The 16,458-nt window shown below is 41.8% G+C and carries 15 protein-coding genes; all 15 read right to left on the minus strand.

Translation table 11 applies throughout. The features are described from left to right. Positions 1-10 precede the first annotated feature (10 nt). Positions 11-1,300, minus strand: coding sequence for a Gfo/Idh/MocA family protein (locus AC1HCU_RS15180; RefSeq protein WP_480367377.1), 1,290 nt, complete (start codon positions 1,298-1,300; stop codon positions 11-13). Further along, positions 1,272-1,466, minus strand: coding sequence for a hypothetical protein (locus AC1HCU_RS15185; protein WP_480367379.1), 195 nt, complete (start codon positions 1,464-1,466; stop codon positions 1,272-1,274). Before AC1HCU_RS15185 ends, AC1HCU_RS15180 begins: the two co-directional genes overlap by 29 nt. A 37-nt stretch (positions 1,467-1,503) precedes the next feature. Continuing rightward, positions 1,504-2,802 (minus strand): Gfo/Idh/MocA family oxidoreductase, encoded by a 1,299-nt coding sequence (locus AC1HCU_RS15190; RefSeq protein WP_480367381.1) that lies wholly within the window; start codon positions 2,800-2,802, stop codon positions 1,504-1,506. Positions 2,803-2,895: 93 nt separating this feature from the next. Further along, a complete protein-coding gene (locus AC1HCU_RS15195; RefSeq protein ID WP_480367383.1) occupies positions 2,896-3,669 on the minus strand; it encodes a 3-keto-disaccharide hydrolase in 774 nt (257 codons plus the stop codon). Positions 3,670-3,770: 101 nt separating this feature from the next. Further along, entirely contained in the window at positions 3,771-4,733 is a 963-nt protein-coding gene (locus AC1HCU_RS15200) for a sugar phosphate isomerase/epimerase family protein (RefSeq protein ID WP_480367386.1), read from the minus strand. Between the two features lie 63 nt (positions 4,734-4,796). Continuing rightward, a complete protein-coding gene (locus AC1HCU_RS15205) occupies positions 4,797-6,173 on the minus strand; it encodes a hypothetical protein (protein WP_480367389.1) in 1,377 nt (458 codons plus the stop codon). A gap of 42 nt (positions 6,174-6,215) precedes the next feature. Next, positions 6,216-7,481, minus strand: coding sequence for a hypothetical protein (locus AC1HCU_RS15210; protein WP_480367391.1), 1,266 nt, complete (start codon positions 7,479-7,481; stop codon positions 6,216-6,218). Between the two features lie 32 nt (positions 7,482-7,513). Continuing rightward, positions 7,514-8,878 (minus strand): neutral/alkaline non-lysosomal ceramidase N-terminal domain-containing protein, encoded by a 1,365-nt coding sequence (locus AC1HCU_RS15215; protein ID WP_480367393.1) that lies wholly within the window; start codon positions 8,876-8,878, stop codon positions 7,514-7,516. Between the two features lie 18 nt (positions 8,879-8,896). Then, the gene (locus tag AC1HCU_RS15220) at positions 8,897-10,264 is read right to left on the minus strand and encodes a DegT/DnrJ/EryC1/StrS family aminotransferase (protein WP_480367395.1); all 1,368 of its coding nucleotides are present in this window, start codon (positions 10,262-10,264) and stop codon (positions 8,897-8,899) included. Positions 10,265-10,733: 469 nt separating this feature from the next. Next, positions 10,734-11,339 carry a hypothetical protein gene (locus AC1HCU_RS15225; RefSeq protein ID WP_480367398.1) on the minus strand — a complete coding sequence of 202 codons (606 nt, stop codon included), beginning with the start codon at positions 11,337-11,339 and terminating at the stop codon, positions 10,734-10,736. A gap of 84 nt (positions 11,340-11,423) precedes the next feature. Then, positions 11,424-11,798 carry a hypothetical protein gene (locus AC1HCU_RS15230; protein WP_480367401.1) on the minus strand — a complete coding sequence of 125 codons (375 nt, stop codon included), beginning with the start codon at positions 11,796-11,798 and terminating at the stop codon, positions 11,424-11,426. Between the two features lie 53 nt (positions 11,799-11,851). Then, positions 11,852-12,151 carry a hypothetical protein gene (locus AC1HCU_RS15235; RefSeq protein WP_480367403.1) on the minus strand — a complete coding sequence of 100 codons (300 nt, stop codon included), beginning with the start codon at positions 12,149-12,151 and terminating at the stop codon, positions 11,852-11,854. Between the two features lie 170 nt (positions 12,152-12,321). Beyond that, positions 12,322-13,647: a hypothetical protein gene (locus AC1HCU_RS15240; RefSeq protein WP_480367406.1), complete on the minus strand. Its 1,326-nt coding sequence runs from the start codon at positions 13,645-13,647 to the stop codon at positions 12,322-12,324. Positions 13,648-13,746: 99 nt separating this feature from the next. Next, positions 13,747-14,883 carry a leucine-rich repeat domain-containing protein gene (locus tag AC1HCU_RS15245; protein ID WP_480367408.1) on the minus strand — a complete coding sequence of 379 codons (1,137 nt, stop codon included), beginning with the start codon at positions 14,881-14,883 and terminating at the stop codon, positions 13,747-13,749. 473 nt (positions 14,884-15,356) lie between these two features. Next, the gene (locus AC1HCU_RS15250) at positions 15,357-16,442 is read right to left on the minus strand and encodes an IS110 family RNA-guided transposase (RefSeq protein ID WP_480365983.1); all 1,086 of its coding nucleotides are present in this window, start codon (positions 16,440-16,442) and stop codon (positions 15,357-15,359) included. Positions 16,443-16,458 lie beyond the last annotated feature (16 nt).

The raw sequence follows: 16,458 nt of genomic DNA on the forward strand, positions 1-16,458 counted from the left end.
CATTATGTATCTAAATACCCCATCCGGAACGGTAATCGTGTTTGATCCACTGTTCGCACATATTGAGTGCATTCCATTTCGCCCATTTTTGAGATTGCCGTTCCACACTTCTGGTAACAATATCACTAGAGAAAGGAGTTAATTCAGCGGTGGTGAGTTCTTCGTTTGGAGAAATATTGGTTACTTTCATCTTTTCGCTGTCCCACAGAAGTGTTTTCCGTAGTGATTGTAATCTTATCGCCAGATTCCCCATCACAACTATCTCGTTGAAAGGACCTGCAAAGTTGAAATCAGAGGATGCTTTTCCTCCATTTTTGCAGCAATCAATAAAATGTATTTCATGTCTGCCACCTCCTAATGGACTATCAGGGATCCTGTTCAAATTCACTTTGGTTTCAGGAATAAAAATGGAACCGTTTTTATATGCCTTCCAATTTTTACCATAATCCTCCGCGATGAGTGTGGCTTCAGAACCCATAAGCATAAATCCTCCACCGGGATTCATGGGGGCATCTTCAGGAAGATCATAGGGACGAGATGGCATCAATCCTCCGTCATACCAAGTCAATTCTACTTCGGGGAGTTCACAGTAAGGTAAGTTATCTCTGGCAGGAAATTTATAACTAACTTTTGCCGATACAGGAGCACTTTGTGTGTTAACTAGGGATGATGCTGCTTGGAATGCGACAGGCTGCCCCAGTTTTAAAGCGTAATAAGGCACATCTAACAGATGACATCCCATATCGCCTAGAGCACCAGTACCAAAGTCCCACCATCCTCTCCAAATCCATGGATGGTATTCAGGATTGTAATCGCGCATAGGCGCAGGACCAATGAATAAGTCCCAGTCTAAATCCGGGACGGGAACCTTTATGAGCGGTCTTGGCATTCCTTGTCTCCAGATTGGCCTGTTTGTCCATACATGTACCTCTCGGACAGCACCCAAACAACCACTCTGTACTACTTCTGTCACCTCGTACACCGTATCAGAAGAGTGGCCCTCGTTCCCCATTTGGGTTGTTACTCCTGTTTTTTTTGCCAGCCGCGTGAGAAACCTTGATTCCCAAACAGAATGTGTCAGAGGTTTTTGAAGATAGACATGTTTCCCAGATTCCATTGCCGCAGCAGCAGTCACAGCATGCGTATGATCAGGCGTGGCAATTACGACAGCATCAATATCTTTTTGCTTATCAAGCATTATTCTAAAATCTCTATATCGGGAAGCATTTGGATAAGATTCGAAGACATTCTTGGCGTAACTATCATCACAATCACATAGAGCAACAATATTTTTGACCAACCATATTCCTCAGGTTTTCTTTTCCTTTACCCCCAATACCAATTCCTGCTATATTAAGTTTATCACTTGGAGCGACGTGGCCTAATCCTGATATGGCATAACTTGGCAAAATCGTCAACGATACGCCTGTCATAACTGTATTTTTTAAAAACCCTCTTCGTTTCATCTATAACTAATTTTCAGATCAACTTTCACTATACGCATCAAGATTTCGGAAATTCCCAAGGTTTCCGATAAGCCGGTTTCAGGTATTTATCCGCTTCAGGGGTATTGAACGTTCTTGCTTGTTCATCATAGATCAAAGCGGTGCCACCCATGCGGGCTCCAATATTTCCTAAATGAGCGTATTTGGCGCAAAGGCTGCCATTCTCTATGGTGCAGGCAGTATTTCGATTACGGGTTTTGACACATTCCAGAAAATTATCAACATGATTCTGAAGATCCTGATTGTCGGACTTAATCTCTATAGCCGGTATTTTCTCTCCTTCGGGATATATTGCCCAGCTAAGGCGATCGGCTACTAACGTTCCGTTGGTGCCGCGAAACAGCACGCCGTAATTTTTACCGTATGGGCCTGTTTCTACTCCCCCGTTATTTTCCCAAGTCATCATAAAATCCTTGAATTGGTATGTAATATTCATTGTGTCGAAGGTTTCATGGGCTCCTTCCGGATGCAGAAACTTCCCTCCGGAAGCAAAGGTTTTCAAAGGCAAGGTTTTAACATCCATTCCCCACAATCCCATATCCAGTAAATGAACACCCCAGTCGGTCATCAGCCCACCCCCGTAGTCCCAAAACATCCGCCAACGAAAACGGCGTTCGTTGAAAGGTAACGCTGGTGCCGGCCCTAACCACATATCATAATCAAGGGTTTCAGGGGCAGGTGAATCAGGAACAGGAGGTGCCATGGCACCATAATTGAAATTAGCCCACGCGTGTACTCTGCCGATACGGCCCAGTTTTCCCGATCTCACATAATCGATTGTCTCAATCCAGAGTTTGTCGCTGCGTTGCTGTTGTCCTACTTGGATGATCACATCATTGTGTTTATGGGCTACATCGACCATTGCTTCGCATTCGGCAATACTATTGGCAATCGGCTTCTCGATATAAATATCTTTCCCGGCTTTGCAAGCATCGGCAAATTGGAGGCAATGCCAATGGTCCGGTGTCCCAATAATTACGACATCGATATCCTTTCTGTCGAGTACTCTGCGATAATCGGTGTAAAGATCCGGTTTTTTCCCATAAGATGCTGCAATATTTGCCGACCGTTGCGCCAAAACATCCTGTTTGACATCGCACAATGCGACACAACGCACTTCTTTATGCGAAAAAAATTTCAATAAATCACTCCAACCTCTTCTGCAACCTATCAGTGCCACATTGATGGTATCATTAGCCGATACCCGGCCGATGGATGCTTTCGCGAATCCTGGAACTGCCATTCCTGCAGCTAATACGGACGATGATTTGATAAAGTCTCTTCTGTTAATAGTCATTTTTTCGTCATTTTTTTAAGTGATACTACTTCTATGATGAACACGTTGGTCAATCTTTTATTTTACAGCATCCTAACCACGGGAGATATCCGTTTATAATGCTCTAATCCAAATATTTCTAAAACTCACCTCAGAAGTTGTTTTGTCGCGATGCGCCTGTAAAATAATCGGCCCGTCGCCATGTACGCCCTTTCCGCGAAGGATGCTATGGTTTTGAATTAACACGCCATTATGAAGAACGGTAACAGTGGGATAAGTCTGGTAATCCCCGTCTTCGGTAAACGTCGGGGCGACATAGATAATATCATACACATTCCATTCTCCAGGAGGGTTCATGGCATTCACCAAAGGTGGAAACTGTTTGTAAATACTTCCTGCCTGTCCGTCGATATAGGTGGTGTGATGATAACTGTCCAGTATCTGGATTTCATATTTTCCTTGCAGAAAAATACCACTATTACCCCGATGCTGGCTATGGGTGCCATCTTGAACGTCTGTGGGAATTCTCCACTCGATATGCAACTGAAAGTCCCGAAACGTCTTTTTCGTGCGGATATTCCCGAGCTTCTTGTCAACAGTCATGACTCCGTCGGTGACAGGCCATCTGGCCTCTCCTCCGTTGACACTTTCCCATTGCGATAGATCTTTCCCATCAAATAAGATTTCGGCATCTGATGGGGCCTGTGTTTGCTCATCGCTAACGACTCTTCCTGGGGTCACTTCTTTCGGCTGGGGCTCCCATATCTCTTCGGGAACCACTGTCGTTTTTTTATCCGATTGGGGAGCTGCTTCTTGCGCGTGAACAATTGCCGATGTCAACAGAAGTACTGTCAAAGCAAAAATTTTTATAGAACAATCTTGATTCATAATTAATAGGATGTATATTTTGTTAAATAAGAAAGGGATGAAATTTTGTCTATGATTGATTTTTTTTCATTGAGTCAGGATATGAAAGAAGTTGGCAAAAATCAGTCATCAATCAATAAACTATTATTAATGACAGCCAATGTTGATCTGTAACTCTTTTTCAATACTTCTTTCACATTCATCGTATCCCAATACGTGCGATTAAAGAGTTCTATTGAGAGTGCCCCCCTGAAACCCGTTTGGAATAAAAGAGAGAGCACTTTATTGAACGGGCAAACTCCCTCTCCGGGGAACAGGCGGTCTGAATCTTTTAATGTTTCGCGGGGGATAGAACCCGGATAATCATTGATATGGAATATCGGCATGGATTTGCCGTTTATTTGCCATAAGGAATCAAATGAGTTGCCTCCCCTGTAGAGATGATAAAAATCCAGCAACATGGCTGCTTTGGGATGAACTGAGCCGATCGTGATGGCCGCGATATCTGAAAGTTGGTTGAGCGCACCGGATCCCCAAAGTTCGATAAGGGGTGTTACCCCGGTTTTGTCCCCTTCTTCCAAAATAGTGTGGTAGCGGCTGAAATAGTCAGAAAACTTTTCCCTTTCGATTCCTGAAACACCCTGTATAGGAGCAGCAATACAGTATCCACCCAAGCGTGCGGTCAATTCCATATCCTGGCGTATCTTCCGGATACCTTCGGTTCGAAGCGCGGGATCGTCCGCAATCCAGGTAGAAAAAGCAATCATATTCTCCAGTACCAATCCATGTTGTTTGATTTGTCGGTTCAATGCTTCCGGTGTTCCCCCTTGTTTGATATATGATTCTACATCGCTTACCCATAATTCAATTCCGTCGAAACCAGCTTCAGCGCATACCTCTATTTGCTGTTCAACCGGAAGCTTATACCCGCGAATGGTAGAAGTATTCAGGCTGATCCGGAAAGGACTTTTCACTTTATGCGCCTCTCTGTCCGTCTGATTTTTTGGAGAGGCGTAAGATGAAAATCCGCTCAATCCGGCAGCAATTGCTGTCCCCGAAACCTGTAACATTTCACGTCGTGTCATTGGTCCTCCTCTTCCCCTTTCCCTTCTCGGATCACATCCGGACGGGTGTACTCTGATTACTTTTCAAGGTAATTCTATTTTGATCAAGTCTTCTACCTCTTTCCCGTTATGCATAAAACGGGCTAAGGTATATACGTTTCCGGCATCGTCCAGAGCGATAGAATTTACATAGGTAGGGATAGCCTCATCTTCATAAAATACCGGGCCAAGATCCCTGTATTCTTTTTTCGGGATGTCGTACGTCACGAGATGGAGGTTTTCCAACCCTTTTGCCGCACCCATGTTAATTTTATCAAGTCCCGTAACTCTTTTCCCATCTTGGTAAATAGGAGCCCCTGTTAAATAATGGATTACCCCATTTTTGTCAATCATGAATCCAAGATATCCATAGCTGAATTGGTCAAACATCCCACTTTTTTTTGAAGGTTCCGAAGTAATACGATCAATTATCTCAATTTTCTTTTCTTTCGGGTCAAATGTAAACAGGTAACCGGAATTACCATGCACTCCATAGGCTTTGTTTTCCGGTTCATACCAATATATCTTTCTCCAGTTATAACCCATGCTTCCCGCATCGTTGGGGGCATATGAGCCAAAGTAATCGATCCGCAAATCCACGCCTTCGAGTTTTTCCGGAGCCGCCAAAGAAGGGTTGTAATGGTATATATCTCCGTCCCCCGTGGAATAATACACATTTCCATCACGGGGATCCACAAACATGGAACGGCAGATTACCCTGAAATTGTCTGTGCCCAATTGTGTCTCTCCGGCTTTTGATACTGGTCCTAAATTCCGGAGTGTGCCGGTTTTCAAGTCATGGTGGATGAACAATCCTTTTGGCCATGTCAATCCGTATAACTGATCCCGTTCTTGGTCCATCACCATGGTAATAATACCTTCACCCTCGGGGGCAATGGAGAGGCTCTTCAGTTCTTTTGTGTTTAAATCATAAGATACGAAATGTCCCCCGGGATACAATTGGTAACCTTCCGGGGCTACAGTAGGTACATTTTCCGCTCCGTCGATCATTTGATAGTACCCCAGGTGAGTGGCAAAATACAATTTATTGTCTTTCTCATAGAATTCCACATGGCTTTTACCCTGGGCGATATATTTTTGTTGTTTTTCACCTAACGCATCCGATAAATCAAGTAAAAATTCTGTTTTGTCTGAGACTGGATCGTAGCGATAAAATTGCCCGCCAACGTCATGCCTTGTGGATGACAATACATAGTAAATCTTACCGTCGCTTGCTTTGGATATCGCATTGTAGGTATCATGTGCGTCATCAAATCCCGAAAAGTATCTTTTTGCAACCAGATGATCTTGACTGACAGATTGATTTACCATCTTCTTGTCGGTAGTGTTGGTTTGACTGTTGTTGCATCCCACAAAAAGGGGGAGTAACAGCGCAATAGGAACAAAAATAATTTTTCTCATATCTTTATTATTAGTTCACTTTTATATATTTTTGAGTATATGTTATTCTGCTAATTCAATTTTAACCAAATCATCAACTTCCAATCCTTTATGGATAAATCTGGCTACCGTATAGACGTTATTGTTATTCCCTAACGCAATTGAATTCACATACGTGGGGAAGCTTCCGTCTTCATAAAAAACGGGACCGTGATCTTCATATTTTCTCTCCGGAATGTTGTATGTCACAAGGTGTAAATGTTCCAATCCTTTGGGTTTGCCCATGTTTACCTTATCCAAGCCAACTACTCTTTTTCCATCTTCATATATTGGTGCGCCGGTAAGATAATGGATAACCCCATCCTTGATCTTAAAACCCAAATAGCCATAACTGAATTGATCAAACATCCCGCTTTTCTTTGAAGGTTCGGAAGTGATGCGATCGACAATTTCAATTTTCCGGTTCTGAGGATCGAAAGAGAAGAGGTAGCCTGAATTCCCATGTACTCCATAGGCTTTGTTCTCCGGCCCATACCATTGTATTTTTCTCCAGTTATACCCCATGCTTCCCGCATCCTTGGGATCATACGTCCCAAAATAATCGAGGCGGAGGTTGACGTCTTCTAACTTTTCTATCACCGACGAGGATGGGTCATAATAATAAATATCTCCTTCAGAGGTTGAGTAATATACATATCCGGTCGTAGGATCCACCAATAAAGAGCGGCACAACACCCTGTAATCTTCCCCTCTTTTTCCTCTTTCCCCTAACCCGCTGATCAATCCTGCGTTTTTCAGCTTATCATCTTTAATATCATAGTCATAAAAATACCCGGAGGGCCAGGTTATACCATAAAGACGCATTCTCTGCTTGTCCATCGTCATCGCCAGGACTCCTTCATCCGGGACCAACGCCAAGTCTTTTATCTCTTTTGTTTTTAAATCATAAGAGAGGAAATGCCCGCCCGGATATAATTTATACCCTTCCGGAGCATTCACGGGAAGCTGTTGTGCTCCGTCAATCATTTCATAATATCCCACATGGGAGGCAAAGTATAATTTCCCGTCAGCCTCATAAAACTCGGTGTGGCTTTTGCCCTGTGAGATATAATTTTGTGTAGTCTCTCCTAAAACATCCGATAAATCAGCAATGAATTCAGTTTGGTCAGTAGTGGGATTGTATTTGTGCAGCTGTGCCGCCACATCGTGTTTTTGGGAACACAGCACATAATAGATATTACCGTCACTTGCTTCTGAAATGGCATTATATGTTTCATGCGCGTCTTCAAATCCTGAAAAATACCTTTTTGCAATATTTTGTTTGATCATTTTATCCTTTTTTTTGTTTATAAATGGGCTGATTATTTTTTCAATAAGTTCTTATATCCGTCGATGATGATAGGTTCAATCTGTGTGGACCATTTTGCAGGGAAACCGTACACACGCTGCGAAGTATCGCCTTCATACCTCCCCTCTTCAATAACCTTGGCAGAAGGGATATAAGAGACGATATCGTTGGTGTAAGCCATCACAAAAATATCCTGTCCGTATAATTCTTTGAATTGAGTCGCATAAGAGATCAACACTTCCCCCCCCATGATAAAAAGGGATTGATTTCCTATTTTCCAATACTGTATGGGGTAGGGATATGATTTGATAAATGCCCCTTTCATTTGATATTCATCGATCATCCCTTTCGCCCATCGCGCCTGATAGTCAGTGCCCTTTGCTATTTCCTGCATTTCTGGTATCGATAACGGGGTGTCGAACGGAAGATCGATCTCATTGTATTTATTTATCAACACACTTTTCTGAAGATCCATTTTGTCAGATAGTACGGCTTCTACAGAGGCTGCCAGTTGCTTTCCGTATTGTATCGCCAGGGGAAGGGTTCTTCTGGGTAGCGGATTTTGATCAGCACCCGCTCCCTGAAAAAACATCGCTACCGCTCCCGGATACGTTTTCTCCAATTCTATTTGGGCAAACCCCGGATAATCACCCGAAAATTCGTTGGTAGATAATGTGGTAGGGTGACATGCATAGCCAAAAATAACAGCAATTAGGTTTTTATCCAATCCTTCCACTTTCATGACGGGGACAGCGTAGTCGTTGGGGCCATTCAGGCTGGTGACAGAGGTCAGCTGACTTTCCCTGTTATTACGCCGGTTGACTTGGAAACGGGCAGTTCCGTTTTTTGTGTAAATCCTTGCCGGTTTTAAATTACGGATGGATTCCCCGGCTAGTTGAAAAAGCATCTTTCCCAATTGGCTGGTATATTGATCCACTTTCCACCAGTCCCAGTCTTCCATCGGGTAAATATATTTCAAGGCCCTCGAAACAACCGGCCCTGAATGGGAATGAGAGCAGCTTAGCGCGATCTGTGATTTATCCAATCCATACTCTCGTCCGATTCTTTCTCTCAAATCGTCTGAAAAATCCTTAGGGATACCTAATAGATCCATCGTGATCAATAGCGACCGGTTTCCTTTTGCATCTTCCAACATAAGGGCCTTTGCCCACAGATCATGGAGCTTCCCTTCTGACGGAGAAGTCCTGCTCGAATAGCCGGCCATCCAAACCGATGTGGAAGGGGTGATATTTTTACGGGCAACGCCGACCTTCCATATGTCACTGCCGTTAGAAATTTCTTGTTTTGTTTGTCCGAAAGAGAAGAGTGTTCCCCCAAGGAATAAGATAATGAAGACAAGAAAATTATCTGATTTCATCTTTAGTTGTGTGTCTTGTTATTTCTTGAATTTTTTGACAATCTTATCCGCGTTATCATGGATCTTTTCAATTGCATTGGCAATATTATCCATTGATGATTTATTTCCCAACAACAAATTCTGAGTCAGCCATATGGCTTCTTCGTTGCATATGCGATCATTCATCGGACATTGATTTTTATCCAAAAAGCTCCGGTAATCCAGATCTTTTTTATCATATACCTTTTGGTACAATTTAGATTCGAAAGCCGATTGAATGAAGGGTTGCGTATGCAAAGGCGTATATCCCGAGGAGCAGGGGATTCCTTCAGCCCTTAATGACTCAAGGAATAAACTCCGGGGCATTCCCTTGAATTTATCCTTATTGAATAATAATGGATATAGATGATAGACGGCTTTTGTCGTTTCCGGATACAATGTGGCGGGAGAAATGCCGGCTATGCTTTTCACTTTTTCCGATAAATATTTTGCATTCTCCCATCTGGTATTTGTTTCTTTTTCCAGATTTTGCATCTGTACCAGTCCGATGGCAGCCTGATACTCCGTAAATCTTATTTTTGATCCCACCCTTATTCCTCCTCCGCTTACACTGCCCACCTGGGTCCCATAGGGGAGACCCAGATTATGATAGGAAAAACACTGATCCATAAATGAGTCGTCATCACTGGTAATTGCCCCTCCTTCGCCGATCGGCATATTCTTTGAGGTTTGAAAACTGAAACATCCCGCATGTCCGATGGATCCGACTCTCTTGCCGTTCACTTCCGCCAGGTGAGCCTGGCAGGCATCTTCAATTACGATCAGGTTGTGTTTTTTCGCGATAGTCATTATCCGGGTCATATCCGCGGGAATTCCCAGGATATGCACCGGCATGATGGCTTTTGTCCTTGAAGTTATTTTCGCCTCAATTTTTGCGGGGTCTATCTGGAAAGTCTTGGGGTCAATATCCACGAAAACAGGCAAAGCCCCGTTCATCAAGACAGCCTGTATCGTAGCTATAAATGTATAAGGTGGGACAATAACCTCATCACCAGGGCCTATGTCGAATTGGGCTACAGAGGCAATCAACGCATTGGTTCCGTTTACAACCGAAAGGCATCTTTTCGTCCCGATCAGCTCCGCCCATTTTTTCTCAAATTCGGCAGTAACTTTAGCCCTCGACCATACCCTGCTGCGCAAAACTTCCAATACATTGTCATCATAAGCCGGTGATTTCCAAACTGGCCAGTCGGGCCATAAGTCATGATGCGATTTTGCTCCACCCAATATTGCCGGTAACTTTTTATCCGTGTTTGTTTGTCCCCAGGCATAAAGATCATTAAATCCTGATACAGCCAGTATGCTGGCTCCTCCAATCGTTTTTGTTATAAATTTACGTCTGTTCATAAGTTCAAAATAATTTATATTTTACCGGTTTGTATTTTTTGGAAGTGTCGTTATTATTAAATTAGAGCCTTCTTCCAATATTGATTCCAATCTGAAATGTAATTTTAGGTTCCAAGTCGTATTTCATACGTATCCTGGTACATCATTCAATCCGCTGAATATGAAAAACAGTATGAGTTATTTAGCACAATATGCAAGATACCCACAAAGTAACAAAGATATGTAATTGTCATTACCTCCTATAATAATTTGCGAAATGTAATCCTCAAAAGACGTCATAACTTGCGCTATGATTTATTCCTTTTGAATCACACCGTATATTGCGGATGGGAATGGTTTTCATGGATACAACTAATCGATAGTGTCACACCAAATTGTTTTATTGAATAAGTCAATATATTTTTTCTCATTCCTTTTTCCGTGAACAACCACTTCAGAAGAAAGGCTGGGCGATTTCTCTTGCTTACGATCATACCTTTGCAATATGTATATTTCTCTTTATATGGTTTATGCAATGGGATATCGTAGAAGAATATCGTGTCGGCATTGAACACGTAGTGGGTTCTTGTCCTGCTATTACCGTCAGATAATTGTCAATATCTAACGAATCTTTGGAAACACCCAAATCCGTGGCTATCTCAAATAGTATGTTATTTCTGGATAGATTTTCATTAGTCACAGCCCTTTGGGTATTTACGGTATTTGTAGATATTACCTTATTTATTGCTTGGACCGCTTTACTCACTCTCACGTCTATATCGGACATATATACCGGATGAATGGGATGAAAAATTATGCATTCTTTGTCTTTAGATTGAACTATGGGTGAATAAACATAAGCCGCCGAAGGTGCGGATGGCATTATTCTCAATATTTCAGAATTTTTTTGATCTACAAAATTGGAGGGAATTTTACTGATTACATTAAATCTTTCAAACATTAATTCAGCATATGCAGGAAATGTATGGTAATGCCGATAACTATCCTGAGCAACTGTTTTCCCACTCAGGAGAAATAATGTTATCCAGAAATAAACTTTAAAAATGTCATTCTTCATGAAAAACATTAACTCCATGATTTATTCATTAAGTTTCCTTTTTTATCCTAAAATTCATCAAATAACTTCAAATATTTGATTTCGTTCATTTTGTTAGCGAAACTATCCTTGATTAATTGCCGGAGAAAGATCGGAAAACTGGAGCGTCTTTCCCTCCATAGGGTTATGAATCCATAAAGTCCACAACTCATTATCCTTAACACAACGAAATGTAACAGTGAAACCATCCGCACTATTCAGTGGTATTCCTACTCCTCTGAAATTTTCAATCAGTATTGAAGTTTTGTCATGCATCTTCTCGGCTAATTCACTACTAATCTGAATTTTTAAGGGCTCAGGACGATAAGGTGTATATAGTTCATCACTTTTTTTGAGATGGGCTGCTTGTTTGTTGTGTTCCTTTATCCGGTCCTTTGTTTCACGAGAAACTACAGTAGTTAACCAGAAAGAGGTATAGATTGGCGACAACTTGTCCATTAACACAAATTTCAACTTTCTATAGTACGCGTCAAGCAGATTTTGCAAACGTATCACTTCCAGGTCATAAGAATGATCCTGTCGGTTTTTAATAATGTGGTAGCTTCGTTACTTCCCTCGGGAGAATCCTCGAATACAAACTCAACAAAGGAGTTTTTAGTCCCAAAAAACAATCTGTCAATTTCTGATTTATGCTCCAGATTATACATGTTTCCCTCTTCCGCCACTCCCGGGTGAAGCACGTTATATTCAACCGTTTTTAAATATCGTCCTCCATTCGAATGATTTACAGGCTGGGCTATAATTAAATTGGTTGTAAGAGAAAACATGATTGATAAAACAATAGTCTTCATTTTTTCAAATTTAAACGTCTAAATATTTTTCAAAATAATAATGCTTCAAGTTGTATTAATAATAATGAAATACGCCGTCGTAAAAAATAAAGTAATCAATACCTTGATAATTATTTTTAAGGGAAATATCTGAGTTGCCTAGGCTATAACCTTACATATTCTTCATTTTACTAATAAGTATTATCCAATTTATAATTAATCTGATATTGATAATTGGTGTCATAATATTGCTCCGGAGGATTTTGTTGCTCCAGAATGACAAATCCTTTTAACTCTCCCTTGTCATTTATTATTTGTTGTACCGCATGTGGATGGAGATTCCTGTTATATGTTGGGAAGGCATCTCCGGCCAAAAGGGCCATGTAGTTATTCCACACCATTGCACGTGAATTGTTGGTGGCCCACAGATGGTACAACACTCCTTTGTGTGGACTTGGCCCATCCGGATCTTCAAAACTGGCCAAGGGCTGATGCCAAAAAAGGACAGTCTTGTCGTCAGAGAACGCGTAGTCTTGTAAATTCATATTATGTGTATACCATGAATCTCTAAGGATATTTTCTGGTGAACCTTGCTTAATACTCATGACGGAAACACCTTTTCCGTAATACTGAATCCGGGGTATTTCTGCTAAGGTTTTAAAGACTCCCCAATCGGCATTACTGCCAAATCCAACTCCGTGAGTGACGTCAAAGCTGGATGAACTAAAACTCATTTTAGCGAGCCCTCCGGCATTTTGTACCGGATTGGCAATCCAGATAACATGCTTACCCTTATTATAAATCATTTCCAGTACACCGGTTTTTTCATTATACAAATATACCCCTTCTGAACTCTTAGAATGTCCTGAAGGTGCTACCCATCCTGTTGGAGAATATATGCTAACAGGCCCCGTTTTACCGTCTACCGTACAAGTATAAGTATGAAGATACGTCTTCCCTTTTCTAAGACTTGTGCTCCAATACCAATACACTTCCTTAAATGTTCCGGTTTTTTCACAAAACTCTATATTAGAAAGTTGTGCCCACGTAGAATCAGTTAATGTCAGGTGGGCATACACCACGGTATAATTCTTTTTCCCCCCAGGTAACGGAAAAGAGCTTGTTTCCTGGGCTACATTCTGAAAAAGATTAACTTGAACTTCTTCCATTGATTTAGTCAATTTTACGGTAAGAAGCCCCGCACGTATTGTGGAAGATTGGTTCGGCGTTGCATGGACAATAGAATTTTCAAATGAAAAACCTTCTCCGTCAATCTCAACCGTATACGGAGTATCTTCCTCTGTTCTGCTCACCAACACATTGTCAACAGTGATTGAAGTTATTTTTTTAGCATCAACTTTGAAAGCTATTTCTCCCCCACTGGGCGGAAATGCACAATAAGAAGGAGATACGGTTAACATATAACTTTCAAATTTTTCTTCTTTTTCAAGTATATTCTCGCTGCAAGCAATAGAAAAAGCGATAAGACAGAAAAGGAACAAATATTTACAATACATAAGCAATGAATGTTTAGAAAAATAATCCCTGATAAGTTTTCTTAAGCAATAATAGGATACAAAATAAACCGACAATTTACAAACTATCTGATTGAATAACTAAGGCCGGTATCCAACAATTTGTTTAAACAGACTCCATGGCGTTTTATTCTGGTAGTTGTTTAATCCGTCGGTTGTCACATGTAAAGTGGCGTCTTTAATAAGCGTCTCATCAAAAGATCTTCCTCCGACATTTGGCGGGGTAGCTCCTTTCAGAAAATAATCAACTAAGCCCGGAGTGTTCGAAAATGCCTGATTACCAATAGTTAGCAAAGAGGAAGGAAGCGTGATAGAACCCAAATTAATTGCATTAACAAACGAGCGGTATTGAATATCTAGGACACCTTCCGGAATATCAAGCGCAGTGATTGGAACCCAAGCAAAAGAGTACTGTCCAAGCCGGGTTGTTCCAATCGGGATTTCATAGCCTGTGGGATCCTTTGCGCGTGGGAATCGCCATAAGGTCTTCCCGGGATCTCCATTTGATTCTTCAGCTGTATGCTTAAACAAAACACCATCGATTACAAAGAAAGTTGTATTTCTAGGGCTAACCTTAAATTCCTCCAGGTTTTCGGCAGTTGAGAAAGCCAAGTCAGATATTACAGTAACATTGTCAGGTATAGTGAGAGAGGTAACTCCCGCAGTATTAAATGAATTCGGAGCGATTTCAGTTATATCCTCGAAAACGGGATCAGCCGATAAGTCAATACTCTTTTCCTGACCAGTCCATTTCATTAATACCTTACCTTCCAGAACGTAAGAGCTAGTTAAAAAACTCGGGCCACCTCCTTGTGTAAGATAAATTGTATCTACAACCGAAGGTGAATTATTCAACGATATGCTTATCATACCCTTTCTCAATTGGTTTTGATTGGGAGTAGCCGTGATGATGTTTCCTTTGACAGAAAACCCCTCTCCGGAGAGTGTAATAGCGTAGGGAGTATTCTCTTGTCGCGATCGTACAATTTCGCCATTAACCAGTACGGTAGTGGTTTTGATTGCCTTTACTGAAAAAAAATCAACTCCGCCCTTACTTGGAAAAACAATGAATTCTGGTGTAATTGTTAATTCAAAGTTGACCTTTGTCTCTCCTTCAGTTGCTTGGATATCTGGAATATCTTCTTTACAGCCTATAAAACTCATATACAAAACTTGTAGCAGTAATACTTTTACAAGCAGATGGTTCCTGATTGTCATATTATTTATCCTTACTTTTTTATCAAATATAAAATTACTCCGAAAAGTCCGTGCCAGTCATTTCATAAAATTTTTCCATTTAAAATCCAAATAAAATTGGACAATTCATTTTAATTAACTTTTAAATTTTATCTTTGTGTCAGGGTGTTAAGAGGAAACAGGCTCTGCCGGGGAGCAACCTGTCAGCAATAAGCACCCTGACGGTACGCAGTAATGCTACTGGGGGAGGAGTTTCTACCTCCCTTTTTTTGTATTACTGATACTGTCCATATGGCTAAGAAAACCCGATCCTACATCCTACGGTAAACAATCTTTCCACAGCAGACTGTCCGGCCTTGTGGGCGGGAGCTGCAAATTCCTGTATCAGTTTACGATAGGCGGGGGTCACATACTAATTTAAGCAGACTTCAAAGCTGCAACATCATGATAGTGTTTCCCCCGTGGAAAAATTGCTTACACTGTAGGATTGTATGTTAATTGACAACACAAGGCACATATTCCTGTCCATGTTTGAGTACGAAAAATATCCTGTTCACCAGTTTACGGGCAATCTTGACGATGGCCTTCTGAGCGTTCATCCGTTTACGGTACCCTTGGTAAGCCATCGTCATTGCCGGGTCTTTCCTTATGGCTATCCAGGCAGCCTCGATTATATAACAGCGCAACATGGCGTGCTTGCGAACCGTGATGTTACCGTTTGCCTGACTTTCCCCGCTGGAATGACACATCGGTATCAGACCGATGTAGGAGGCCAGCGCATCGGCATTGCAAAACCGCCCGATATCGTCTATCTCGACCGCCAACGACATGGCGGTGGTTATCCCTATTCCCGGGACCGAAGTCAGCAGACGTATTGGCTCCTTGAGTGCATCACTGCGGGATAACGCACGCAGCAGGCGTGTTTGCCCCAGGAGTATGCCCCGCAGGCGTACAAACTGCTCAATATGTATCCCCAGTGCTTCCTTTCCATATTCGGTAGAAAGGAGTACTTCGCGTAGCCATGCCAGAAACCGCTTTGACCAGTTACCCACCGGATAACGTGTGAATTCCTCCGGGATATCTATCCCGTGGAAGCGTAAAAATGACTTTATCCGGTTCTTCTCCCTCGTGGTGTCTTTTACGATCCTGTTTCTCAACCTTATCAAAGAACGCATTTCCAGGGTGGCTATATCCGGCACATAAATACCTTTTAATGTCCCCGACCGTAACTCCCTGGCCAGTTTCCCGCAATCAACCGCGTCGGTCTTGCGCAATTTCTCCTTACTCATGGTCGGCACATCCGCCGGATTGACTACGATATTGTTGATCCCCAATGTTACTAACTTCTCATGTATCCAGAACCCGCTGAATCCCGCTTCATAAACCGAATGATAATCCGCTCCCGGATAATGGGTTGTCAAAAACTTGTGCAGCGATTCCGGACTTGGAGATTGACTGAACCTCTTCAGAACCGAATGTTCCGACAATATCGATACCGACCAACTCTTCAAATGGACATCAATTCCTATATAAATATTTTGTCCTTTGAAATCTAATTTGTTACTTTGCCTTGTATTCATAAGCTATATTGTTTAA

It is taken from the genome of Proteiniphilum sp. LBM24028, assembly GCF_056629195.1.

Bases quoted from the DNA above. Each gene is read 5' to 3' on its own strand.
- AC1HCU_RS15210 (WP_480367391.1), bottom strand. From the start codon at position 7,481: ATGATCAAACAAAATATTGCAAAAAGGTATTTTTCAGGATTTGAAGAC.
- AC1HCU_RS15225 (WP_480367398.1), bottom strand. From the start codon at position 11,339: ATGGAGTTAATGTTTTTCATGAAGAATGACATTTTTAAAGTTTATTTC.
- AC1HCU_RS15195 (WP_480367383.1), bottom strand. From the start codon at position 3,669: ATGAATCAAGATTGTTCTATAAAAATTTTTGCTTTGACAGTACTTCTG.
- AC1HCU_RS15200 (WP_480367386.1), bottom strand. From the start codon at position 4,733: ATGACACGACGTGAAATGTTACAGGTTTCGGGGACAGCAATTGCTGCC.
- AC1HCU_RS15215 (WP_480367393.1), bottom strand. From the start codon at position 8,878: ATGAAATCAGATAATTTTCTTGTCTTCATTATCTTATTCCTTGGGGGA.
- AC1HCU_RS15185 (WP_480367379.1), bottom strand. From the start codon at position 1,466: ATGAAACGAAGAGGGTTTTTAAAAAATACAGTTATGACAGGCGTATCG.
- AC1HCU_RS15230 (WP_480367401.1), bottom strand. From the start codon at position 11,798: ATGGACAAGTTGTCGCCAATCTATACCTCTTTCTGGTTAACTACTGTA.
- AC1HCU_RS15250 (WP_480365983.1), bottom strand. From the start codon at position 16,442: ATGAATACAAGGCAAAGTAACAAATTAGATTTCAAAGGACAAAATATT.
- AC1HCU_RS15235 (WP_480367403.1), bottom strand. From the start codon at position 12,151: ATGAAGACTATTGTTTTATCAATCATGTTTTCTCTTACAACCAATTTA.
- AC1HCU_RS15190 (WP_480367381.1), bottom strand. From the start codon at position 2,802: ATGACTATTAACAGAAGAGACTTTATCAAATCATCGTCCGTATTAGCT.
- AC1HCU_RS15220 (WP_480367395.1), bottom strand. From the start codon at position 10,264: ATGAACAGACGTAAATTTATAACAAAAACGATTGGAGGAGCCAGCATA.
- AC1HCU_RS15240 (WP_480367406.1), bottom strand. From the start codon at position 13,647: ATGTATTGTAAATATTTGTTCCTTTTCTGTCTTATCGCTTTTTCTATT.
- AC1HCU_RS15205 (WP_480367389.1), bottom strand. From the start codon at position 6,173: ATGAGAAAAATTATTTTTGTTCCTATTGCGCTGTTACTCCCCCTTTTT.
- AC1HCU_RS15245 (WP_480367408.1), bottom strand. From the start codon at position 14,883: ATGACAATCAGGAACCATCTGCTTGTAAAAGTATTACTGCTACAAGTT.